The sequence below is a fragment of the Pseudomonas sp. RGM 3321 genome (assembly GCF_022836805.1).
Taxonomy (GTDB): Bacteria; Pseudomonadota; Gammaproteobacteria; order Pseudomonadales; family Pseudomonadaceae; genus Aquipseudomonas.
This window is the reverse complement of record NZ_JALHBH010000101.1, coordinates 89,265-113,712: the sequence shown is the minus strand read 5'-3', so window position 1 is coordinate 113,712 and position 24,448 is coordinate 89,265. Positions and strand designations below refer to the sequence as shown.

Here is a 24,448-nt window from a genome sequence, read left to right as displayed (position 1 = left end):
GAATCCTCCGTCTATCGTTGATTGATCAGCCGCCGAGCCGTTTCGCGTTTACAGTTGGGCAACGTCTGCCCGGAACAACTCGCTTTGACGCGATTGGTTCTATAGTTCTGGATCTGTAGAACTATAAGCGACTGTGCACGATTCGGGAGAGCAATATGGCCAGGCTGGAACAGATAGGGTTTCTCGGTTTCGATGTATTCGGCACCGTTGTCGACTGGCGAAACGGCGTGGCGCGGGCTGCTGCGCCATTTCTGCAGCGGCATGGCGTGGACGTCGATCCCCTTGATTTTGCCGATCAGTGGCGGGGTCTTTATCAGCCTTCCATGCAGCGCGTGCGTGCGGGTGAGCGCCCGTACGTGACACTCGACGTGCTCAACCGGGAGAGTCTCGAAACAGTGCTGGCGCGCCACGAGGTGGATTTCGGCAGCATTCCCGACGCCGAGCTTGTCGAGCTCAACAAGGCCTGGGAGCGGCTCGATCCATGGCCTGACTCGGTCGCCGGCCTGAGCCGATTAAAGCGCAGGTTCTCGATCGGTACGCTATCGAACGGACACATCGCCGGAATGCTCAACCTGGCGAAATTCGGCGGATTGCCCTGGGACGTTATCGTCGGTGCGGAGATCGCCGGGACCTATAAACCGATGCCCCAGACCTACCTGAAGTCTGCAAAAGCAGTAGGCCTGGAACCGCATTGCGTCGCCATGGTGGCTGCGCATAACGCTGACCTGACTGCCGCTCGTGCGAATGGCTTCAAGACCGTTTTCGTCCGACGTCCCGCCGAGCACGGGCCAGGCCAGACGTCTGACCTGAGCGCCGAACAGGACTGGGACGTGATCGTCGATTCCCTGACCGAAGCGGCTGACGCGCTCGATTGCTGAAGCGCCCGTTATCCAGGTGCGCCGGTCACCCGCGCAAGTCTTTCCACATATGCACCTTGGCGACGAATCCGGTACCCACCGCGACTGCAAGGGGTTCGAGGCCAAAGGTCACGAAGCCCATTCGCTTGTACAGTCCGACTGCTTCGGTGTTGCCCTGCGTGACAGTGAGCTGTACGACCAGAAGCTCGGCGCGGGTTCCGGCATGGTCGAGCACGTTGCGCACCAATCGAGCGCCGATGCCCCTGTTCCTGTGCGCCAGTGGCACATACATGCCGAACAGGGTCGATTTGTGTCGGGCCTTTTTTCGGGTTTCGACGCAGAGGCCGGCTACGCCCAACAAATGACCGTCTTCAACGGCGGCAAACACCATTTCGGTTGCGCCAGCGCTGTCATCGAGCCTTTTCTCCCACCACGCCAAAGGCAGCACTTCGCGCTCCGTCACGTCAGAGGTAAAGGCGTCTGGATGACGGTCATAGGCCTCGAGCATCATGGCGCGATAGGCAGGCGCATCGGCTGGGGTCAGTTGTCGATAGATGAGGGTCATGGAGGCCGTGGTCGTGTGAGTCAGGTTTCGAGTATTGCATTGCGTGCCGGGAAAAGTCGCCGCCCGACGCTGAAATTTCAAACGGCTCTCCCGCCGCGACAGCAGTGCCGTTTGACGGACACTTTCGCGGTTTGTAACTTTTTGTTTGCCTCACCGCCAAAAATCGTGGTTATTATCCCCGGCGCTCAGGGCCAAAAACCCAGCGCCAATGACTGTCACGGGTTCACAGACTCCGCAGTCACAGCCGATCGGGTCCACCCTGGCGCTGACACCCCGGCGCAGGCCGTTCCCCGTCGTTGACCCTCAAACGGAAGATGAGGTTTCAATTGGTCACGCGGTATGCAAACGTCAGTTCCAAGGGCAGAGCGATCAGTCTCGTCAACGAGCCAGCCACCCCCCTTTCTGTAGGCGAGTCGCGCCGTGCCGCGTTCGTCTGTCATCCCTCTGCGATGCCCCCGAGTGCTTGCATGTCAGGTCATGACATGAGCCCGAGAGCCCGCGCCGCACCTTCTCCCTGAGTCTCGATGTTCATCCGGCATTGCTCATGCCGTGCCTGACGGGCTTGCCGCTCTGCGCTCCCGTCTGCTCATAAAAAAATAATCTGCTCACGGACGGTGATTCCTGATGGTCGACAAATCTTCCTCGCGCGGGACGGGCTTCGCTCATCCTGATACAGAGCAACCCTTTGACCAAAACCAATGTGTTCATGGTCTTTTCGAAGCCCAGGCGCAGCGCAATCCTGACGCCATAGCGGCACACTTCGAACTGGACACGCTTGACTATGCGACGCTCAATACCCAGGCCAATCGTCTGGCCCATTACCTACGTAGCCTCGGGGTCGGGCCGGATGTGCGTGTCGGTGTGTGCCTGGAGCGCTCGCTGGACATGCTGGTCGGCGTGCTTGCGATACTCAAGGCGGGTGGCGCTTATGTACCGCTGGACCCCGCTTACCCAAAAGCGCGTCTGGCACACATGCTGGCGGACAGTGCACCGCGTGTGCTACTGAGCCATGCAGCGGCGCGTCCGGCGTTGTTGGCGGCGCTTGAGGGGTGTGCGGCGCCAGCGCCACTGCTTGATCTGGCCGATACCCGGCTGTGGGCAGCGCAACCGGCACATAACCCGGAACCGCGTGTGGTCGGGCTCACGTCGCGCCATCTGGCTTACGTGATCTACACCTCGGGCTCCACCGGTATGCCCAAGGGTGTCATGGTCGAGCACCGTGGGTTGATGGCGGTGAGCGCTGCATGGGAGCGGCTATACGCACTGCACAAACCCGTCAATCACCTGCAAATGGCCGGGTTTTCCTTCGATGTGTTCAGCGCCGACCTGATCCGCGCACTGGGTTTTGGCGGCACGCTCGTGCTCTGCCCGCGTGACACGCTGATGGACCCGCCTGCGCTGTATCGCCTGTTGAGCGAGGCGCGCATCGATTTTGCGGACTTCGTGCCGGCGGTGCTCAACCCGTTGCTGGTCTGGGCGCAGGAGGCGGGGCGCGACCTGTCGTTCATGAGCACGGTGGTTTGCGGCTCGGACATCTGGACGGCGCACAGCGCGCGCCAACTGCGTGGGTTGTGTGGCGAGCAGACGCAGATCGTCCAGGCCTACGGTGTTACCGAAGCGAGCATCGACAGCACCTGTTTCGAGTTCGAACCCGACAGCCATGTCGACGCGGTGCTGCCCATCGGGCGGGCATTGGCCAATACGCGGATTTACCTGCTCGATGCTGCTGGCGATAGGGTTCCCCAAGGCGTGACCGGCGAACTGTACATCGGCGGCGCGGGGGTTGCGCGAGGCTACCTGAATTTGCCGGAATTGACCCGCGAGCGCTTCATTGACAGCCCGTTTGTGGCCGGTGAGCGGTTGTACCGTACTGGCGACCTGGCCCGCTATCGGGCTGACGGCCATCTGGAATTTCTCGGGCGCAATGACTCGCAGGCCAAGCTGCGTGGTCTGCGTCTGGAACTGGGTGAAATCGAGGCGCGTCTGGCCGAGGTTGCCGGTGTGCGGGACAACGTGGTGGTACTGCGCGAGGACGGCGCGGGCGTGCCCAGGCTGATTGCCTACTTTCGCGAACAGACCGGCGCAGCGCTGACGCCCAAAGGCCTGCGCCAGCATCTGCAGCTCAGCCTGCCGGACTACATGATTCCTGCTGCGTTCGTGCGCATGGACGCGCTGCCGCTGACCGCCAATGGCAAGCTGGACCGCATCGCGCTGCCCGAGCCGGGGGATGACGCGTTCGATCGGCATGTCTTCGAAGCCGCGCAAGGCGCGCTGGAAGTCTCACTTGCGGCCATCTGGGCCGAGGTGCTGGGTGTCGAGCGAGTCGGTCGCCAGGATCACTTTTTTGCACTCGGCGGCCACTCGCTGTTGGTGATGCGCGTGCTGGCCAAGGTTCGGCAGACGCTGCATCTGGAGGTGTCACCCTCAGCCCTGTTTACCGCCCCTGTGCTGCAACAGTTCGCCGAACGACTGAGCACCGCTCGGCAGGGCAGCCCCCGTCCACCAATCACGGCTGTAGCGCGTAGCGAGGCACACACGTTGTCGTCGGCCCAGCAACGCCTGTGGTTTCTGGCGCAGATGGAAGGCGGCAATGCGGCTTACCACATGCCCTTGAACCTGCGCCTGCGCGGGCCGTTGCAGGTGGCCGCGCTGGAGCGCAGTTTCAATCAACTGGTGACCCGCCACGAGGCGCTGCGCACTACGTTTTTCACGGTCGAGGGCGAGGGGCGGCAGCGTGTTGCGGCGGCGGGCGCGATCATGCCGTTGCCAGTCATTGACCTGCGCGACGAGCACGATGCCCAGGCGCGTCTGCTGGCGCTGATCGACGCAGAGGGCAGCAAGCCGTTCGATCTAGCGGTGGGGCCGTTGATGCGCGTCAGCCTGGTCAAGCTGGCCGACGACGATCACGTGTTGCTGCTGACCCAGCACCACATCGTCTCGGATGGCTGGTCGATGGGCGTGCTGACCCGTGAGCTGGGGCTGCTCTACGAGGCGGCTATTCAGCAACCGGCCGCGCACTGGCAGTCTTTGCCACTGCCGCCGCTGGCCGTTCAGTATGTGGACTACGCGGCCTGGCAACGCCAGTGGCTGTGCGGCGAGGTGCTGGATGCGCAGCGGCGCTACTGGCGTGAAACCCTGAGCGGTGCGCCGCTACTGCTGGAGTTGCACACCGATCACAAACGTCCGGCGGCCCAGGATTACCGCGGCGGCTTCGTGCCGCTGGTCTTTGACCGTGCGCTGACGGCACGGCTCCGAGTGTTGGCTACGCAGCAGCGCACCACGTTGTTCATGAACCTGCTGGCGGCCTGGTCGCTGCTGTTGATGCGCCTGTCGGGGCAGGATGACGTGGTCATCGGTGTGCCCTCGGCGAACCGCAGCCAGCAGGAGCTGGAAGGGTTGATCGGGTTCTTCGTCAATACCCTGGCGCTGCGCATGACCCGCTCCGGCAGCCCGACGGTGGCCAGCTGGCTGCAACAGGCGCGCAGCGTTGCGCTTGCCGCTCAGGAACATCAGGACTTGCCGTTCGATCAAGTGGTGGAGTTGCTCAACCCGCCGCGCAGTCTGGCTTACAGCCCGGTGTTTCAGGTGCTGTTCGCCTGGGAGCAGAACCAGGATTCGGATCTGGAGTTGTCCGGGCTCGACGTCAGTGTGCTGCAAAGCGTCCAGCCAGTGGCCAAATTCGACCTGCAACTGGCACTCAGTGAACGTGACGGACAAATCGTCGGTGGCCTGGAATACGCGTCGGGGCTGTTCGAGCCGGAGACCGTGGTGCAGATGGGTGACTACCTGCGCCACATCCTCACGCAGATGGTCGAGGACAGCGAGCAGCCGCTGGCGACGGTCGACCTGCTCAACGCCGAACAGCATCGACGGATCGTCCACGACTGGAACCGCACCGAACACGATACCTCGGCGCAGCCCGATTGCGTCAAGCGCTTCGAGGCCGTGGCGCAGCGCACACCTGACGCCGTGGCGTTGCTGGCCGATGAGCGAGCGCTGACTTACGCCGAACTCAATCAGTCTGCCAACCGCCTGGCGAACTACCTGATCGAGCTGGGCGTGAGGCCCGAGCAGCGCGTGGGACTGTGCCTGGAGCGCTCGCCGCAGATGGTCATCGGCCTGCTGGCCATTCTCAAGACCGGCGCCGCTTACGTGCCGTTCGATCCGGCATACCCGGCAGAGCGTCTGGCGTTCATGTTCGCGGATGCCGCACCGAGCCTGCTGCTGACCCAGACTGCACTGCGTGCCGGTCTGCCGCCGTTGCCCGACACGCTGCCGATCTGCTGCCTCGACGTAGAAGCGCAGCGCTGGTCTGAGTATTCCGAGGCCAATCCTCGAGTGCCCGTCAGCCCCGGCAATCTGGCTTACGTGCTCTACACCTCTGGCTCGACCGGGCGGCCCAAGGGCGTGGCGCACAGTCGTGCGGCGCTGGATAACCTGATCGCCTGGCAACTGGAGCAGACGCCTGTTGCACAACGCGTGCTGCAATTCGCGTCGTTGAATTTCGACGTGTCGTTTCAGGAAATCTGCAGCACGTTGTGCCAGGGTGGCAGCCTGGTGCTGATGAGCGAAGCAGGCCGCAAGGACCTCGCTGCGCTGCGTCCGACGCTGGTGGCCGAAGGCGTACAACGGGCGTTTCTGCCGTTTGCCGTGCTTCAGCAACTGGCCAGCTTCACTGAAGCTGACGTGGCGGTGCCGATGCCTTTGCCAAAGGGCGGCTGCGAAATCATCACCGCTGGCGAGGCATTGCTCGTCAATGACGAACTGCGTGCCTTTGTCTGCGGCCTTGGCGGTGCGCAACTGCACAACCAGTACGGCCCGACCGAAACCCACGTGGTCAGCCAGTTCAGCCTGAACTGTGACGACGCCGGGCAGTGGCCGGACGCACCGCCGATTGGCCGGCCCATCGCCAATGCGCGTTTGTATGTGCTGGACGGCGACCTGAACCCGGTACCGGTCGGCGTGGCAGGCGAGCTGTATATCGCCGGGGCCTGCCTGGCTCGTGGTTATCTGAATCGTCCGGACCTGAGCGCCGAACGCTTCCTGCCGGACCCGTTCAACCCGCAGTCCGGTGCGCGCATGTACCGCAGCGGTGATCTGGCGCGGTTCCAGGCTGACGGTAACGTGCAGTACCTGGGTCGCATCGACCAGCAGGTCAAATTGCGCGGTTTTCGCGTCGAGCTGGGCGAGATCGACAGCCTTCTGCACCAGCAACCCGGTGTGCAAGAAGCGGTGGTGCTGCTGCGCGAAGACGTGCCGGGCGACAAGCGTCTGGTGGCCTATGTGGTGGGGTCTGCAACTGCCGAAACATTGCGTGCCGAGCTGCACCGCCACCTGCCGGAACACATGGTGCCGACGGCCTGGGTGGCGCTGGCGCAGTTGCCGCTGACCCGTAACGGCAAGCTCGACCGTCAGGCGCTGCCGGTACCAGAGCGGCAGGCCGCCAGTGCCTACGTGGCACCGCGCGACGAGACCGAGCGGCAGATGGCGCAAATCTGGGCCGAGGTGCTCAAATGCGCGCAGGTCGGCCTCCACGACAACTTTTTCGACCTGGGCGGGCATTCGCTGCTGGCCACGCGGATGGTCTACATGATCAACCAGCGCATGGGCGCGCAGCTGTCCCTGAGCAGCCTGTTCAAGACGCCGGTGCTGATGGACCTGGCCGAGCAGGTGCGGCTCGGGCGGGGTGACGGGCCTTCGCTCGACACACCCTTTGCCCCGATTGAAGCTGATCGCAGCGCACGTTACGCGCCGTTTCCGCTGACCGATATTCAGCAGGCGTACTGGTTTGGCCGCGAGGCGTCGGTCAGCCTCGGCGGGGTCAGTGCCCATGGCTATGAAGAACTGCGCATTCCCGGCCTCGACGTGCCGCGTTTCGAGCAGGCGCTGAACCGCATGATCCTGCGGCACGACATGCTGCGCGTGGTGTTCCTTGGCGACGGCACGCAGCAGGTCCTCGACAGCGTGCCGATCTACCACATGCCCCGCAACGATCTGCACGGCCTGTCTGCCGACGCTGCACAGCAGGCCCTGCAAGGCACCCGCGAACGTCAATCCCATCAGGTGCTGGACGCCAGTCGCTGGCCGTTGTTCGAGTTCAGTCTGTCGTTGCTCGATGGGGACATCAGCCATCTGCACATCAGCCTTGACGCCCTGATCGTCGACGCCGCGAGTACGCAGATTCTGGCGCGCGAACTGATGGCCTTTTATGCCGACCCGCAGTTGCAACTGCCCGAACCGGGGCTGACCTTTCGCGATTACGTGCTGGCCGAGCAGCGCTTGCGCAATGACAGCCGCTACGCACAGGCGCTGGACTACTGGCGCGAGAAGGTTGCCACGCTGGCACCTGCGCCGGACCTGCCGCTGGTGTGCCAGCCGGAAAGCATCAGCCAGCCGCACTTTACCCGCCGCGACCGCGAGCTTTCAGCGTTGCAGTGGTCACGGCTCAAGGAACTCGCCAGGCAATTTGCCGTGACGCCATCGGTAATGCTGCTGACCGCGTTCAGCGAGGTGCTGGCGCTGTGGAGTCGACAGCCGCGCTTCACGCTGAGTCTGCCGCTGTTCAACCGCATGCCGCTGCACCCGGATGTCGATGAGATCATCGGTGACTTCACTTCGCTGGTCTTGCTTGAAGTCAATCTGGACGGGGCCGCGAGCTTCATCGACAAGGCGCGTGCCGTGCAGGCACGGTTGTGGCAAGACATCGACCATTCGGTGGTCAGCGGCGTGCGAGTGCTGCGTGAACTGTCCCAGGCCCGAGGCGTGCAGCAGACCGCCATGCCGATCGTGTTCAACAGCACCCTGTCGGAAGCTGCGCCGGAACTGGCTGAATTCAACCTTGCCGACGCGTTGAATGCCGAGCACATGCACAGCATCACCCAGACCCCGCAGGTCTGGCTTGACCACACGCTGCTGGAGCTGGAAGGGCGCCTGCTGTTCAACTGGGACAGCATCGACGAATTGTTTCCGGCGGGCATGATCGAGCAGATGTTCGTCGCCTACAACGCGCTGCTGGACCGTCTGCTGGCGCCGGATGCCTGGAGTGCCAACACCGCGCAGCTGATACCGCTGGCACGCTTGCCTGTGCCGGATGCCGCTCCTGTCGACTCGGCGCTGATGCACGAATTGTTCGACCGTCAGGCGCTTGCTGCCCCGGACGCACTGGCAGTGATCGGCACGCAGCGGCAGTTGAGTTATCGCCAGCTGCGAGCCGAAGCGCGGCATCTGGCGGCGCGGCTTCAGCGTATGGGCGTGGTGCCCAACAGGCTGGTCGCGGTGGTCATGGAGCGTGGCTGGGAGCAGGTCGTCGCGACGCTGGCGATCCAGTACGCAGGCGGTGCCTACCTGCCGCTTGACCCGGCGCTGCCAACCGAGCGCCTGGAGCACATTCTGCAGCGTGCCGAAGCGAGTCTGGCCCTGACTCAGCCCGCACTGCTGCAACGCATCGAATGGCCCGAGCAGATCAAGGTCATCAGCGTGACCGACCCGGTCATTTCCGGCGATGCCATTCCCGATCAGCATGAATTGAACTCTGTAGACCTTACGCCAGACGACCTGGCCTATGTGATCTACACCTCGGGCTCGACCGGCATGCCCAAAGGCGTGGTCATCGATCATCGCGGTGCGGTCAACACGTTGCTCGACATCAACCGGCGCTTTGCCGTCGGTGCCACGGACCGGGTGCTGGCGATTTCTTCGCTGAGTTTCGACCTGTCGGTCTATGACTTTTTTGGCACGCTGGCCGCAGGCGCTGCGGTGGTGTTGCTCGAACCGCAGCAGGCGCTCGACCCGGCGCACTGGCTGACGCTCATCGAGCGGCATCGGGTCAGCCTGTGGAACTCGGTGCCAGCCTTGTTCGGCATGTTGCTGGAGTATGTCGAAGGCGAGCGCAGTGCATTGCCGTCGAGCCTGCGGGTGGCGATGCTGTCGGGCGACTGGATTCCCCTGACGCTGCCCGAACGCGCCTGGGCGTTGCAGCCGACCTTGCAACTGATCAGCCTGGGCGGGGCAACCGAGGCGTCCATCTGGTCGATTCTGTATCCGTTGCAACAGGTCGATCCCCACTGGCGCAGCATTCCCTACGGCAAGGCAATGGATCACCAGCGCTTCTATGTGCTGGATGATGCGTTGCAGGTTCGCCCGACGTGGGTGGCCGGTCAGTTGTATATCAGCGGCATCGGTCTGGCCAAGGGCTATTGGCGTGATGAAGCCTTGAGTGCCGGAAGCTTCTTCGCTCACCCGCTGACCGGCGAGCGTCTGTATCGCACTGGCGATCTGGGCCGTTGGTTGCCCGATGGCAATATCGAATTTCTCGGTCGCGAAGATACCCAGGTCAAGGTTCAGGGGCATCGCATCGAGCTGGGCGAGATCGAAGCGGCGCTCAATCGTCATCCCGGCGTGCAGAGCGCCGTGGTTCGCGTGCTGGGCGAAGCGCTGGGCGAGAAGCGGCTTGCGGGCTACGTACTCAAGGCCGATCCCTCGTTGCAGGCCAATGATTTTACCCAGTACCTGGCAGACAAGTTGCCCGCCTACATGGTGCCGAGTTCGTTTACCTTCGTGCAGGAATGGCCGCTGTCGGCCAACGGCAAAGTTGACAAGAAACGTCTGCCGGAACCGACTCAGGCTCAGGCGTCAGGTCCCGCGCTTGAAGTCGAAGGGCCGCAGGAGCAACGACTGGTGACGATTGTGCAGGGCGTGCTCAAGCGTCCTTCGATTGCAGCCGACGCCAATCTGCTGAACCTGGGCGCTACCTCGATTGATATCGTCAGGATCAGCAATGCGCTGTCCGGCGAGCTGCAGTTCCGCCCCAATGTTGCGCAGTTGCTGGCGCAGCCGACCCTGCTCAATCTGCTCGGCATGTACCGCCAGAATCTGGCCAACGGCAGTGTGGTCGACAGCGTCCGGCAACGTACAGCTTCGCCCGAGCAGGTGATTGAAGATCCGCAGCAGCGGGCGCGCTTCAAGGCCGACCAGCGCGGGCGCCGGTCCTTCAACGCGCAGGTTGCGACGCTGGACCTTGCGCGCCCGGATGACCCGGCGTTGGTGCGGCGCTTCAGCGATTACCGCTCGGTGCGTCAGTTCGCTGCGCAGCCGATCCCGACCGAGGCGTTCGCCGGCCTGCTGGCCAGCCTGGCGCAGGGGCAACTGGATGGAGAGGTCAAATACCAGTTTCCGTCCGCAGGTGGCCTGTACCCGATCCAGTGCTACCTGTACGTCAAACCCCAGCGGGTGACCGGCGTTGCTGCCGGTGCCTATTACTACGACCCGGTTGAGCACCGCCTGCTGAGGCTCGACACTGACGTGCTGGACCCGGACACCTACGACTACTTCGTCAATCGTCCGGTGTTCGAAAACGCTGCGTTCTCGCTGTTCTTTATCGCCGACATGGCCGCAATCCGGCCGCTGTATGGCGAGCGCAGTCGCGACTTCTGCCATATCGAAGCCGGAGGCATGGCGCAATTGCTGACCATGACTGCGGTCGAGCAGGGCCTTGGCCTGTGCGGCATGGGCTCGCTCGAGGAGCGGCAATTGTCGGCGTTGTTCGACCTGGGACCGAATCATCAGTTGATCTACTCGATGGTGGGCGGCCTGCGCACTGCTGATGAGCATCGCCGCGCGCAGGTCGAGGCGTTCGCTTCTGCCGTGGATCAAACAGACGACGCCAGCGACATGGAGGAGATAGAGATATGAATGCCTATCAATTGCTGGATTTGTTCGGTCGTCACGCCGTGGTGCTTGAAGTGGACGGCGACAAACTGCGCTGCAAGGCTCCACGCGGTTTTCTCAATGACGAGATATTGCAGGCACTCAAGCAACACAAGGCAGAGCTGATCGCTTTGCTGAGCGGCACCGATCCGGCGGCGATCCCTCGGCGTGCTGCCGGGCAAACGGCTGTTGCGCTGTCGTTTTCACAACGCCAGCTGTGGTTTCTCGATCAGATGGAACCGGGCAATGCGTTCTATAACGTGCCCACTGCGGTCTTGCTGAAGGGTGCGCTGGATGTGCCGGTGCTGGAAAAGGCGCTGAACGAACTGATCATGCGCCACGAAATGCTGCGCACCACGTTTGCCAGTGTGGACGGCGAGCCACGGCAGATCGTGCACCCGATGATGGCGCTGGAGATTCAGAAGGTCGACCTGCGTGACCTGCCTCCAGCGGCGCGTGAAGTGCAGGTCAGAATGGCGGTCGATCGGGAGGCCAAAGCGCCGTTCGACCTGGCCAGCGGCCCGCTTTTGCGGGCTTCGCTGCTGCGTCTGGCCGATGACGAGTATCTGTGGCTGTACAGCGTGCACCACATCATCGCCGATGGCTGGTCGATGGGTGTGATCCTTCACGAAGTGACCGCCTTGTATGGCGATTTTCTGTGCGGTCGGGCGTCCAGTCTGGCGCCGCTGGCGGTGCAGTACGCCGATTACGCCTGCTGGCAGCAACAGCGTCTGGGTGACGGGGCGCTGGCCGGGCAGCTGGACTTCTGGAAGCGCACGCTGGCCGACGCGCCGCCGCTGCTCGACATGCCTGCCGACCGGCCACGTCCGACCGTGCAGCGCTACGTCGGGGCGACTTTCAGCTCGACGGTCGATGGCACCACCCTGCGTGCGCTCAATGCGCTGGCCAGACAGACCCAGGGCACGCTGTTCAACGTGCTGATCGGCGCGCTGTCGGTCCTGCTCTGGCGCCACAGCGGTCAGCGGGACCTGTGCATCGGTACGCCATTTGCCAACCGCAGCCGTCCCGAAATCGAGCCGCTGATCGGCCATTTCGTCAACACTCAGGTGATTCGCCAGCGTCTCGATCCGCTGCAGACCTTTGCCGAGCTGTTGCGCGAAGTGCGCGCCACCCTGCTGGATGTTCACGCGCATCAGGATGTGCCTTTCGACCGCGTGGTGGAGGCCGTCAACCCGCCGCGCGATACCGCGTATTCGCCTCTGTTTCAGGTGATGATGGTGTTGCAGAACACCCCGGGCAACGCCGCACGGATGCCGGGCCTGAGCATGACGCCATACGGCACCGGAAGCGCCACAGCCAAGTTCGACCTGGCGTTCGAATGGGTCGAGCGCGACGGTGTGCTGAGCCTGCTGGTGGAATACAACACCGACCTGCTCGATCAGACCAGCATCGAGCGCCTGAGCGGGCATTATCGTCAGTTGCTGGAGCAGGTGGCGCTGAACCCCAAGCAGCCTGTGGGTGCACTGACGCTGATCAGCGATGCCGAACGCGCACAGATACTGCATGAGTGGAACAGCCCGGCACCGCTGGCCGAGCCTGCCGATTGCGTGCATCGCCTGATCGAAGCTCAGGTCACGCGTCGGCAGGCCGAGTGTGCGGTCATCTTCGAGGGTCGATCGCTGAGCTACAGCCAGCTCAACACTCAGGCCAACCGCCTGGCGCATCACTTGCTCACCCTCGGCGTCGGCCCGGATGTGCGCGTGGCGGTCTGTATCGAGCGCTCGCTGGAACTGCCGGTGGCCTTGCTGGCGGTGCTCAAGGCCGGGGGCGCCTATGTGCCGCTGGACCCGGATTATCCATCGGGACGCCTGCGGCATATTCTCGATGACACGTCCCCCGTGGTGCTGCTTGCCCAAGGGCCGACGCGCAAGATCCTGCGCGAGGCTTTACAAGGAGCGGACTGCGAAGCGCCGATCCTCGACGTGCAGGCCGATGCCGTGCTCTGGGCCGAGTGCCCATCGGACAATCCGCAGCCGCAGCGTGTCGCGGTGAACGCCGACCATCTGGCGTATGTGCTGTACACCTCCGGCACCACGGGGCTGCCCAAGGGGGCGATGGTCACGCATCGCGGGCTGAGCAACCTGCTGCTCTGGTGTCAGCAGTTCTGCGGCGAACGCGGGAGCATGCTGCACAAGATTCCATTCGGTTTCGACGCCTCGGCCTGGGAGATCTTCTGGCCGTTGCTTACCGGGGGCAGGCTGGTCATCGCCCGTCCCGGCGGGCATTTCGAGCCCGGTTATCTGGCGCAGGTGGTACGCGAACAAAGCGTCACCGCGATGGTGTTCGTGCCGGCCATGTTGCAACTGTTTCTGGAGGTCGAAGAGGTCAGCGCCTGTCACACGCTGAAGGATGTGTTCAGTGGCGGCGGGGAGCTGTCGCCCGCAGTGGCCAGGCTGTTTCAGGAGCGGCTGCCGCACGCGCGCCTGCACAACGTCTATGGTCCGACCGAAACCACAGTGATCAGCAGTGTCTGGACGCTACAGCCCGGTGCCGACGTCCCGCCGCGCCAATTGCCCATCGGACGGCCCATCGCCAACACCCGTTTTTACGTGCTCGACGAGCGTGATGCGCCGGTGCCGGCCGGGGTCACCGGTCAGTTGCACATTGGTGGTGTCGGCGTCGCACGGGGTTATCTGGGGCTCGACGAGCTGACTGCCGAACGGTTTATCGACAACCCGTTCGTTGCCGGTGACCGGCTGTACCGCAGCGGCGACCTGGCGCGTTATCGTCCGGATGGTCAGTTGGAGTTTATCGGTCGCAACGACTTTCAGGTCAAGTTGCGTGGCATTCGCCTGGAACTGAGTGAAATCGAAGCGCGGCTGGACCTGTTCCCCGGTATTCGCACCAGTGTGGCGTTGATCGTCGGTGATACTGCGCAGAACCAGCGCCTGGTGGCGTGCTGCGTCACCGATAGCCCAGTGGATGAATCTGCACTGCGTGCGCACCTGGCAACGACCCTGTCCAGCGCCGTCATGCCCAGCGCTTATCTATGGCTGGACGCCTTGCCGTTGACGGTCAACGGCAAGGTCGACCGTGCAGCGCTCGCGGCACAGGCCGATCAGGACCTGGCCGACCGGCAGGTCAATCTCGGCAGCCCCAGAGACCATATCGAGCTGACGCTGTATCAGATCTGGAAAGACCTGCTGCTGGTGCCGCAGATCGGCATCCGCGACAACTTCTTCAACGTCGGCGGCACCTCGATTGCGGCGATCAAGATGGCCTACGAGATTGGCCGGGCCTTCGCCGTTGAAGTGCCGGTGCGTGTGATCATCGGCCATCCGACCATCGAGGCGCTGGGTGGTTGGCTGCGTACCGGGGCCAGCCTGACTTCGGCGCAGGGCAACCTGATCGAATTCCGCCGCGGTGCCGGGCAACGCAACGTGGTGTGCATTCACCCGGCAGGCGGCACGGCGTTTTGCTACCTGTCGCTGGCCAAGGAACTGCCGGACGCTATCGGTGTGTACGGTGTGCAATCGCCGGGGTTGAACCCCGGAGAGAGCACCGAGCCGAGCGTCGAAGCGATGGCTGACGCCTATCTGCGGCGCATTGCGCCATTGACGTCACAGCCGCTGATACTCACCGGGCTGTCGTTTGGCGGTCTGGTGGCTTACGAAATGGCCCGGCGTCTGACGGCTGCTGGCAATCGTCAGGTCACGGTGGTGCTGCTCGATACCCAGGGCTCGGATGACCCAGGCTTTCGGCAACAGATCGGCACCGTCGACATGGCTGAGTTCCGCGACAAGCTGGTGCGCTTCAACGGCATGTACCCCGGTATCGAAGACGCGCAGGTCGAGCGTTATTTCCACCTCTACAACCACAACCGCCTGGCCATGGCTGCTTACGAATGTGAGCCGCACGCCGGGCGCATCGTGCTGATTCAGGCTCGTGAAGGCTTCAGCCGCGCGCAGTTGCACGAGTTGCGCGGGTTCTGGCGTCGCCGTGCGGGCAACGGTTATCGAGCCAGGCTGGTGCACGGCGGGCACTGGGACATGCTGGAAAGTGCCGAGGTGCATCGGGTCTCGCAGACGCTCAGGCAGGAATTGCAACGTTTCGACACGCAGGAGGCGCAATGATGAGCAGCCACAAGGAGGGTATGGCCCGGCACCCCGGGACTCTGCTGTCGCGCTTTGCCGAGCAGGTGCGACGCGATCCCGAGGCACTGGCGGTGATCGATCAGCACGTACGACTGAGCTACGCGCAACTGGCCAGCGCCAGCGAGCGCATCGCCAAGGGGTTGCTGGCACAAGGCGCAGGCTGCGGTGATCCGCTTGCCCTGTGCATGCCGCGTGGCTGGCAGTGGGTGGCAACAATTATGGCGGCCCTGAAAGTGGGTGCCGTCGTAGTGCCACTGGATCGGGCCAGCCCGCTACGGCGTCGGGAATTGATGCTGGACGATGGAGGGTGTGTCGGGCTGGTCACCCAGGGCGAAGATACTGATGCTGTATCGACGCTGCGTGGCTGGCACATCAGCGTCGAGGCGCTGCTGGATTACCCTGATCAGCCGCCACAACCTGTGCCTGATGACTTCGCTGAGCTGAGTTTTCTGTTCTACACCTCGGGCACTACCGGCACCCCCAAGGCAGTGGAAGTGGGCGAGCGCGGCCTGTTGCGTCTGGCTCGGGCCGACAGCTACATCGAGATTCGCGCAGGCGACCGTTTCGCCTGCCTGTCCAACCCGGCGTTCGACGCCTGTAATTTCGAATTGTGGGCGCCGCTGCTCAATGGCGGTTGCTGCGTCATCATTGCCGACGCAGACCTGCAGGACGCACGGCGGCTGGCCACAGTGCTGGAAACACAACAGGTCGATAACCTGTTCATGACCGTTTCGTTGTTCAACACCTTGAGTGCGGATGACCCCGGCTGTTTTGCCAGCCTGCGCCAGCTACTGATCGGCGGCGAGCAAGTCAGCGCCGCTGCGGTGCGTGCCTGGTATCAAGCCAATCCCGACAGCCCTTGCCGGATCTTCAACGTCTACGGCCCCACTGAATGCACCACCTTTGCGCTGTGCCATCCCATTGCCCGTGACTTTGCCGGTGATATGGTGCCAATTGGCCGGCCTTTATCGGATACAGGCGTGCGTGTGCTGAACCCGCAACAGCGACCCGTTGCTACCGGCGAGGCGGGCGAGCTTTACCTGAGTGGCAGCGGGGTGGCACGGGGTTACCGCCACCGTCCCGCAGAGACCGAACACAGTTTCGTGCGCCTGCCCGCGCTCGACACCGAGAGTGTGCTGCATTACCGCACCGGCGATCAGGTGCGGGTCAATGCCGAGGGGTTGATCGAGTACCTGGGCCGCATCGACCGCCAGGTGAAGGTGCGCGGTTTTCGTATCGAGCCGGGTGAGGTCGAACAACGTATTCTGGACCACTCGCGGGTAGCGCAGGTGCATGTCTGTACCCGCAGGCAAGCGGCCGAAGACCATCAGTTGCTGGCGTTCATCGTGCCACGCGAAGGGCTGGACTATCGCGAGTTGGACCAGCACCTGCGCGAACACCTGGCGGTATGGATGCGCCCACATCAGTTGTTTCTGCTTGAGCGTCTGCCGCTGACTGCCAATGGCAAGATCGATCAGCGTGCGCTGCTGGCCGGGCCTTTGAAGCCCTGGCGAACGCAAGCCTGCTCACTGCCTGACGATCAGCACTCGCCCGCACTGGATTGGCTATTGACCCAGGCCCGCAGACTGTTGGCGCAACCCGACCTCAACGGCCAGGATGACTGGCTGGGCAGTGGCGGCGACTCTCTCAAGGCCATGCGCCTGCGCTCTGCAATCCGCACGCACTGGCGGCGCGAAATTATGCTGGGCGCGGTGCTGAGCGAATCGTTCGCAGCACTGGCCGAGCGCCTGGGCGATGAACAGGGCGCTGCGTCTGCTTATCCACCCGCGCCACCCGTCAACAGGGCCGGGCGTGCGCCAGCCACTGCCGAGCAAAGCCGCCTGTGGCTGATGCAGCAACGCACGCCGCAAGCCACGGCCTACAACGTGCCGCTCATTCTGCACCTTGCGGCAGGCATTCAATTGCCCGCGCTGGCCGAAGCCGTGGAGCGCCTGCTGGCGCGACACAGCGGGTTACGCACGGCCTTCGTGTCCGCGGCCGACGGGCTGTATCAGGAGGTCTGCGAGCGTGACGTGCTGTGCCGCACCTTCGACGTGGGGGCGTTCAGCGAACAGACCTGGCGCAGCTTCGCGACGCTGGTGTTCGATACATCCTTCGATCTGGCGACATCAGCCCTGTGCCAGGCCTGGCTATTGCCGTTTGCCGATGGCAGCTGTCGCTTGCTGATGAACCTGCACCACATTGTCATCGATGGCTGGTCGATGAACCTGTTGTTCGATGATCTGGTGCAACTGTACGACGATGCGCTGCACGGGCGGGCAAGTGCCGAGCCTTTGCCTGGGTTGGGCACGCTGGAATTTGCGCTCTGGCAACGGCAATGGCGTGTCGACCCGCGCTATCGCGACCAGCGCCGTGACTTGGCCGGGTTGCACCGCCAGCAGCAAGCGTGTTCGCCACCGCTGGTGCCGGTTCGCGAACCAGGCCCGCAGGCACGACTGTACCGCCAGCCGTTGGGTGCCATGCGCAGTGCCGCACTGGATCGGTTTTGCAGCCAGCAACGCGTCACCCGCTATGAAGTGTTGTTCAGCGTTTATGCCTGGAGCGTGTACGCGCTGACCGGCTGCGAACGGCCGCGAATCGCCAGCCCGGTATCCAACCGTCCATTGACCGAGTTCGAAGACGCAATAGGCATGTTTGCCAACACCGTGCTGATCCCGGCGGCGTTCGCCCACAGCATGGCGCTCGACCAACAGATACACCGCCAGACTGGCACAGTGCGCGAGGTGCTGGCCTTGCAGGACGTCGCCCTGGCTGATCTGGTCGAAGACCTGCGGCTGTCGTCGAGCAGTGCGTTGTTCGATTTCATGTTCGTGCTGGAAAACACCGACTACGCCAGGCTCTCTCGCACTGGCTTGCGAGCGACGTTTGAACTCACCGAGACCGTGCAGGCCAAATGCCCGCTGACCTTGTCGGTGGTCGATGCCGGTTCACAGTTGGAATGCTGGTGGGAATACCAGTGCAGCTATTTCGACGCCGCGCAAATGACCGCCGTCAATCAGGTGTTTCAACAGGGCCTTGATCTGCTCCTGGAAAAACCCTCGGCCACCCTTGACGATCTGCTCACGCCGTACCGCTTCAGCCTGCCGCCCGCCAGTCAGGGTGGCGGCGGTGAGGCTCCGTTCGACACCCTGGCCGACTGGTTCGAGCATCAGGTCAATTGCGCACCGGATGCTCTGGCGCTGGTCGCTGATCAGCAGCGTATCAGCTATGCCGAACTGGATGCGCTGGCCGACACCCTGGCGGCGACCCTGGTCGAGCAATGCCAATTACCGGACGGGTATGACGCACCGCAGCAAATGGTGCTGTACCTCGAAGCGTCGGTCGAGCATATCGTGGCCTTGCTGGCGCTGGCCAGACTCAACCTCACGGCCGTGCCGCTGGACCCTGGCTATCCGCTGGCGGTGCAGCGTCAGGTCATGCAACAGGCACAGCCGTGTTGCCTGCTTTACAGCACTGCCACCGAGGCGGCACTGGACGAATTGAATGCTGGTCGGGTGGCCCGTCATCGGGTCGACCTGAGCGTTGCGCCACGGTCATTCGAACGTCGCCGACATGCGGGCGAGCGACCGTTGTACACGCTGTTCACGTCCGGCTCGACGGGAACGCCGAAAGGGGTTCAGGTGCCGGACCGGACCCTTTGCAATCTGTTGCACTGGCAGCGCAACGAGGGGCAGTTGCCAGCGAAGTCAGTGACCCTGCAATTCTCCATGCTGTCGTTCGATGTGTCGTTTCAGGAGATTTTCAGCACCCTCTGCGGCGGGGGCTGTTACCACTTGATCAACCCGCGTTGGCGGCAGGATGCCCAGGCATTGTTGAGCTATCTGCAGCAGGCGCGCATCGAGCGTCTGTTCCTGCCGTGCGTAGCCTTGCAGCACTTGGCGCAGACCGCTGTGAGCCAAGGCGTGTATCCGCAGGCGTTGCGCGAAGTGATCACTGCGGGCGAGCAACTGCTCTGCACCGATGCACTGCGCAGCTGGTTTGGTGGCATGCCGCAGGCGCGTCTGTTCAATCATTACGGGCCGACCGAAACCCACGTGGTCAGCGCCTGGCGTTTGCCAGCGGCGGTTCAGGACTGGCCACTGCGAGCGCCCATCGGGCTGGCGGTGAACAACGCGCGGCTGCTGCTGGTGGACGAACACGACCAGCCAGTGCCAGGTGGCAGCCGGGGTTATCTGCTGGTGGCGGGGCCGATGATTTCGCGCTGCTACCTGGCCGACCCGGCGCTGAATGCCGCGCGGTTTGTCGAGTTGCCGCAGCCCGAGGGCAACATGCTGTTCTATCGCACCGGCGACCTCGCCTGGGCTGATGCCGATGCCTGCCTGCACTACCTTGGCCGTGACGATCAACAGGTCAAGGTCAGTGGTCAGCGTCTTGAGCTGGGGCAGATCGAAGCCGCGCTGATGCAGGACGCTCAGGTAAGCAATGCGGTGGTGGCCATGCACGGCGAACCGCCACGTCTGGTGGCTTGGTTGCAGGTCGGAGGCACGCCGCCTGACGTGCAGCAGCTTGATTGCCAGCTCACGCTGCACTTGCCTGCGCATGTGCGTATCGACGAATACCGCTGTGTCGATGCCTGGCCACGTACGCCGAGCGGCAAGATCGACCGAAAGGCGTTGAGTTCGCTGGGCGAGGCACTGCCACGGCGTCGCAGTGCACTTGCGCAAGTGCCGCTGAGCGCGCTTGAACAGCAACTGAGCGAATTGTTCGTGGCGGTTATCGGCCGTGATATCGAGCTTGATCAGACCTTCTTCGAGGCCGGTGCCACCAGCCTCGGCCTGATGCGCCTGCATGCCCGTTACAACGAGCAACTGCCACAACCGGTGGCGATGGCAGCGCTGTTCGAACATGTCACCGTGCGCCGTCTGGCGCAGCATCTTTCGGCTTCGCCATCGGTCTCGGTGGCACGTGCACAAGGGCCCGAAACTGGCGAACAGCCGATGGCAATCATCGGCATGTCGGTGAATGTGGCCGGGGCGGGCAACCTTGCCGAGTTCTGGGCAATGGTCCAGGGAAACGAGTTGGGCATCGAGCTGTTCGACGCCGCCGATGGGTTGGTCGGCGCGCGTAGTCAATTGGCGGGGATGCTGGATTTCGACCCGGAATACTTCGGCATCAGCCTTCAGGAAGCACGGCTGATGGACCCGCAACAGCGGCATCTGTTGATGGGCTGTGTGCAGGCGCTGCAACATGCTGCAATCACGCCCACAGCCGACGGCCCACGCATTGGCCTGATCGCCAGTTGCGGCGAAACCACGTATTTCCAGCAAATGCTGCGCGAAACCGCCGAGGGTGATCTGCCGGACGGCTTTCAGATGGCGTTGCACCACGACAAGGACTTTCTGGCCACCAAGGCGGCGTACCACCTGGAGCTCGGCGGCCCGGCGCTGAGTGTTCAGGCAGCGTGCGGCAGTTCGCTGATTGCCGTGCACCTTGCGGCGGCGATGCTGCGCCAGGGCGACAGTGATGTAATGCTGGCCGCCGGGGTGCTCGTCGACCCGACCCTGACCGATGGCTACCGTTATCGCCCGCAACACATTTTCTCTCGTGACGGGCTGTGCCGTCCGTTCAGTGACGATGCCAGCGGGACCATCGGGGCCAGCGGCTACGGGGTGGTGGTGATCAAACCGCTGGCCCGCGCCCAGGCCGATGGCGACCGGATCTATGCGCTGGTCGAGGCTTCTGCGCTGAACAACGATGGCCGGGCCAAGATGAGCTACACCGCGCCGTCGGTGGCGGGGCAGAGCGCGGTGATCAGCGAGGCCCTGCGCAAGGCGGGTGTCACAGGTGCTGACATGGGTTACATCGAGGCCCACGGCACAGGCACGTTGCTGGGCGACCCGGTTGAAGTGGCCGCACTGAGCAAGGCGTTCGGCGCAGCACCCGCCGCCAGTTGCGCTTTGGCGTCAGTGAAAAGCCAGGTCGGCCATCTGGGCGCGGCGGCGGGTGTGGTCGGGCTGATTCGTGCGACGCTTGCGGTGTTTCATGGTGTGATCCCGCCCAATCTGGGCTTTGCCCGGATCAATCCGCAAATCGATCTGCAGCACTCACCGTTCTACATACCCACCGCCTCACGGCCATGGCCCGAGGGCCGTCGACGGCTGGCCGGGGTAAGCAGTTTCGGTATCGGCGGCACCAACGCGCATGTGATTGTCGGCGCGCCGCCATCGCAGGCAGACAGCGCCGAGGAATGCCCGCCGTGCCTGTTGCTGTCGGCACACAGCCGTACAGCGCTGGAGCGGGACGTCGCGGTGATCGACGCTTGGCTCAATACCTTTCCCGAACAACAGACCGCACTGCTGCGTTACCTGCAAAACGGGCGGCGCGCATTGCCCTGGCGCTTTGCGGTGATCTGCCAGCCGGGTCACACGCTGCGCTTGCAACCTTCTTCGATCAAACGGATGACGGTCTCGGACCTGCATCTGAAGGCCAGTGAACACTCGCCGCAGGCGTTGCTGGAAGCCTGGTATGCGGGAGCCAGTATCGAGGTGGCGACGCGTTCGGCACCGCCACCGTGGAACTTGCCTCCCTCGGCGTTCGACCTGCAGACCTTCCGCTTCAAACCATCCGCCGATGTCGAGCCGCAGCCGCCGCAAACCGCTGAGCGCCAGCCGATGGTGGACTGGTTTTATCAGCGTCAGTGGCAGCGGGTGCGTCGTCTGGGCAAACAACCGATTGGCGAGCGTCGCGACAGGCTGGTGGTATGCAGTCACGAGCGCATTGATGCCGCACTGCTTGGCAGTATGCAGGGCGTTTATCGGCACGTCATCGAGGTGCAGGCCGGTAATGGCTATCAGCAGCTTGGCCCGAACCATTATGAGCTCGATCCACTGGACCCGCTGGCGTTTAGCCGATTGATCGCTGAGCTTGAGCAGAGTGGGCAGGCGGTGACTGAACTCGACTGGCTGCATGCCTTGCCACTGTCGGTTGGCGGGGTGGTCAACGAGCAAAGCCTGGCGGCCGCGCAATGGGCGTGTCTGGACACTGTCAGCGCGTTGTTGCAGGCCTGGGGGCAAAGCGCACAGAAGGCGGCTTTGCGACTCTGGCTGCTGTCCTGGCAGGCGTGCCCGGTAAATGGTCAGGTGATGCGTCCGGAGCTGGCGGCGCTGGCGGGTATCACCGAAGTGGCCCCGCAGGAGTACCCGATACGCTGTCACTGGCTGGATCTGCCCACTGCGCAATGGTGCACCCAGGCTCGGCAACTGGCGGCGCTGCTCGCCGAGCCGACGTCGCTGCCACGGCGCATGGCCATTCGTGACGGTTATCTGTGGCAGCCACAGTTGCAGCCCAGCTCGCTCGCGCTGCCAACGGTCGTTTCGAATCTGCTGCCGGTAAATGGCACGTTTCTGGTACTCGGCGGTACAGGCGGTATCGGCCGTACGTTGTGCGAACACTTGCTGCAATCAAGCCAGCGGCGGGTGGTGCTGTTGTCACGCCGTGGGGAGTGTCCGCAGGGACTGCGCGATTATGCCGCGCGTATCGATAGCGTTCAGGCGGATATCGCCGATTTGGCACGCTGGCCCAAGGTGCTTGAGCAACTGCGCGAGCGTTATGGACACTTTGATGGGGTGATCCATGCTGCCGGGACCGGAGCGGGCAGTTTGATCCGTCAGCGCGATGCTCACCTGTTGTCTGAAGCGATGGCGAGCAAGACCCGCGGCATGCTGGCGGTCGAAGCGTTGATCGAACAGATGACGCCAGGGTTTGTGCTGTACTGCTCATCGATGTCGGCACTGTTTGGCGGCGCTGGACACCTGGATTACGCCGCCGCCAGCGCGGTGCTCGACGGCTTCACCCATTACCGCCCGAATGCCGAAAATGGCTGCGTGCGCCTGGGTATCAACTGGGACATCTGGAGTGAAACCGGCATGGCCGCTGCCAGCGGCGTCGGCGATGAAGCGCATCAGCGGCACTTGGCGGTCGGCATGTCGGCGCAAGAGGGCTGCCGGGTATTCGACGCCGCCATGTCTGCACAACTGCCGCAATTGTTGATATCGACGACCGATCTGAACACGGCACGCCAGTTTTACCCGGCTCGTCATAGCGGTGGGGCGATGCTGGTCGATACTGCGCCAGCCGTTGCGGCAGAAGCCGGTCTGCCTGAGCGTCTGCATGGCTGTCTGTGCAAATGGCTTGGCGTGAGCGCTCTGGATCCGGATGACTCGCTGTACGAGCTGGGCGCTGATTCCCTGACCTTGCTGGACCTGATCGACGAATTGCAGGCTGCGACGGGTGTGGTGTTTCAGTTGTCACAGTTCAGCCACAAGGTCAGTCTGCGCGAGGTGCTGGCGCTGGTGCAGTCGGCGCAGGGCGGTGTGGTTACGGTCGAAGACCAGTGGGCCGACGCGGTTAGGATTGACCAATGGCATGCGGGCGCTGGCCGCGAGCGCCTGTACCTGATCCATCCGGTGGGTGGCGATGTTCAGGCGTATCGCGAGCTGGCCTCGGCGCTGCATCCTGATCTGGGTGTGTGGGTAATCGCCGACCCGGCCTTGCGTCTGCCCGAGCTGCCGAATATCAGTCTGGCCGAACGGGCGCAGCTGTATCTCGACGCGTTGCAGGCCCATCATCCCGACGGCACAGCATGGCGGCTGGCCGGCTGGTCGTTCGGCGCGTGGGTGACGCAGGCGATGTGCAGCCTGCTGGCGGACGATCGCGAGCAGCCGTTGCTGTACCTGATCGATCCGCCAGCGCCGGATGCCGGGACCGAGCTGGCGCGGATCGACGAAGAACATATTCAGCAGGTCTTCCAGCGCGAGTTTTCTGCACGGCGGACCCCCAACACTGCCGCCAGCACGGCCAGCGAAGACGCGCCACGTTACCTGCAAAGCCTGATTGTCTGCTGCCAGAACAACATGGCGAGCATGGCTGATCATCGGCCCGCGCAACTGCTTGATACCAGAGCGCGATTGTTCATTGCCACGCGTCCAAATCCATTTGGCATGGGCAGCGTCTGGCAGATGACAGACCTGCAGCGTGCCTGGCAAGACCTGTTACCGCACCTGCTGAGCTGGCAGCCTCTGGACACTGACCATTACGGCATTGTCGCAGCGCCGTGGGCGCAAGTGATTGCCGAGATGATCAACGCAGACCTGCCAGTGGGGGAGGGCTGAACGCGTTACCGGCACGTTTTTCAGACGGGGCTGATGTCCCGGTAAACCAGTTACGGACATGGTGATCGGCCATGC

General features: G+C 63.4%; 5 protein-coding genes. 4 read left to right on the top strand and 1 reads right to left on the bottom strand.

Annotation, left to right across the window (positions count from 1 at the left end; genetic code table 11):
• Positions 1-155: 155 nt before the first annotated feature.
• Positions 156-878 carry a haloacid dehalogenase type II gene (locus tag RGM3321_RS08915; RefSeq protein WP_003404399.1) on the top strand — a complete coding sequence of 241 codons (723 nt, stop codon included), beginning with the start codon at positions 156-158 and terminating at the stop codon, positions 876-878.
• A gap of 25 nt (positions 879-903) precedes the next feature.
• Here the strand turns inward: RGM3321_RS08915 and RGM3321_RS08910 are convergent, their stop codons facing one another.
• Positions 904-1,422 (bottom strand): GNAT family N-acetyltransferase, encoded by a 519-nt coding sequence (locus RGM3321_RS08910; RefSeq protein WP_244392685.1) that lies wholly within the window; start codon positions 1,420-1,422, stop codon positions 904-906.
• Between the two features lie 624 nt (positions 1,423-2,046).
• Between RGM3321_RS08910 and RGM3321_RS08905 the strand changes: the two genes are divergently transcribed.
• From RGM3321_RS08905 to RGM3321_RS08895, 3 genes are read left to right on the top strand one after another with little or no spacing between them, the layout of a single operon-like run.
• The gene (locus tag RGM3321_RS08905) at positions 2,047-11,112 is read left to right on the top strand and encodes a non-ribosomal peptide synthetase (RefSeq protein ID WP_244392683.1); all 9,066 of its coding nucleotides are present in this window, start codon (positions 2,047-2,049) and stop codon (positions 11,110-11,112) included.
• Positions 11,109-15,221, top strand: a complete 4,113-nt coding sequence (locus RGM3321_RS08900) for an amino acid adenylation domain-containing protein (protein ID WP_244392681.1) — start codon at positions 11,109-11,111, stop codon at positions 15,219-15,221. Before RGM3321_RS08905 ends, RGM3321_RS08900 begins: the two co-directional genes overlap by 4 nt.
• The gene (locus RGM3321_RS08895; protein WP_244392697.1) at positions 15,221-24,373 is read left to right on the top strand and encodes a non-ribosomal peptide synthetase; all 9,153 of its coding nucleotides are present in this window, start codon (positions 15,221-15,223) and stop codon (positions 24,371-24,373) included. The genes RGM3321_RS08900 and RGM3321_RS08895 overlap by 1 nt, the downstream gene beginning before the upstream one ends.
• The last annotated feature ends 75 nt before the right edge of the window (positions 24,374-24,448 follow it).

Excerpts from the sequence above, each read along its gene's own strand:
- RGM3321_RS08905 (WP_244392683.1), top strand. The coding sequence starts at position 2,047 with ATGGTCGACAAATCTTCCTCGCGCGGGACGGGCTTCGCTCATCCTGAT.
- RGM3321_RS08910 (WP_244392685.1), bottom strand. The coding sequence starts at position 1,422 with ATGACCCTCATCTATCGACAACTGACCCCAGCCGATGCGCCTGCCTAT.
- RGM3321_RS08915 (WP_003404399.1), top strand. The coding sequence starts at position 156 with ATGGCCAGGCTGGAACAGATAGGGTTTCTCGGTTTCGATGTATTCGGC.
- RGM3321_RS08900 (WP_244392681.1), top strand. The coding sequence starts at position 11,109 with ATGAATGCCTATCAATTGCTGGATTTGTTCGGTCGTCACGCCGTGGTG.
- RGM3321_RS08895 (WP_244392697.1), top strand. The coding sequence starts at position 15,221 with ATGAGCAGCCACAAGGAGGGTATGGCCCGGCACCCCGGGACTCTGCTG.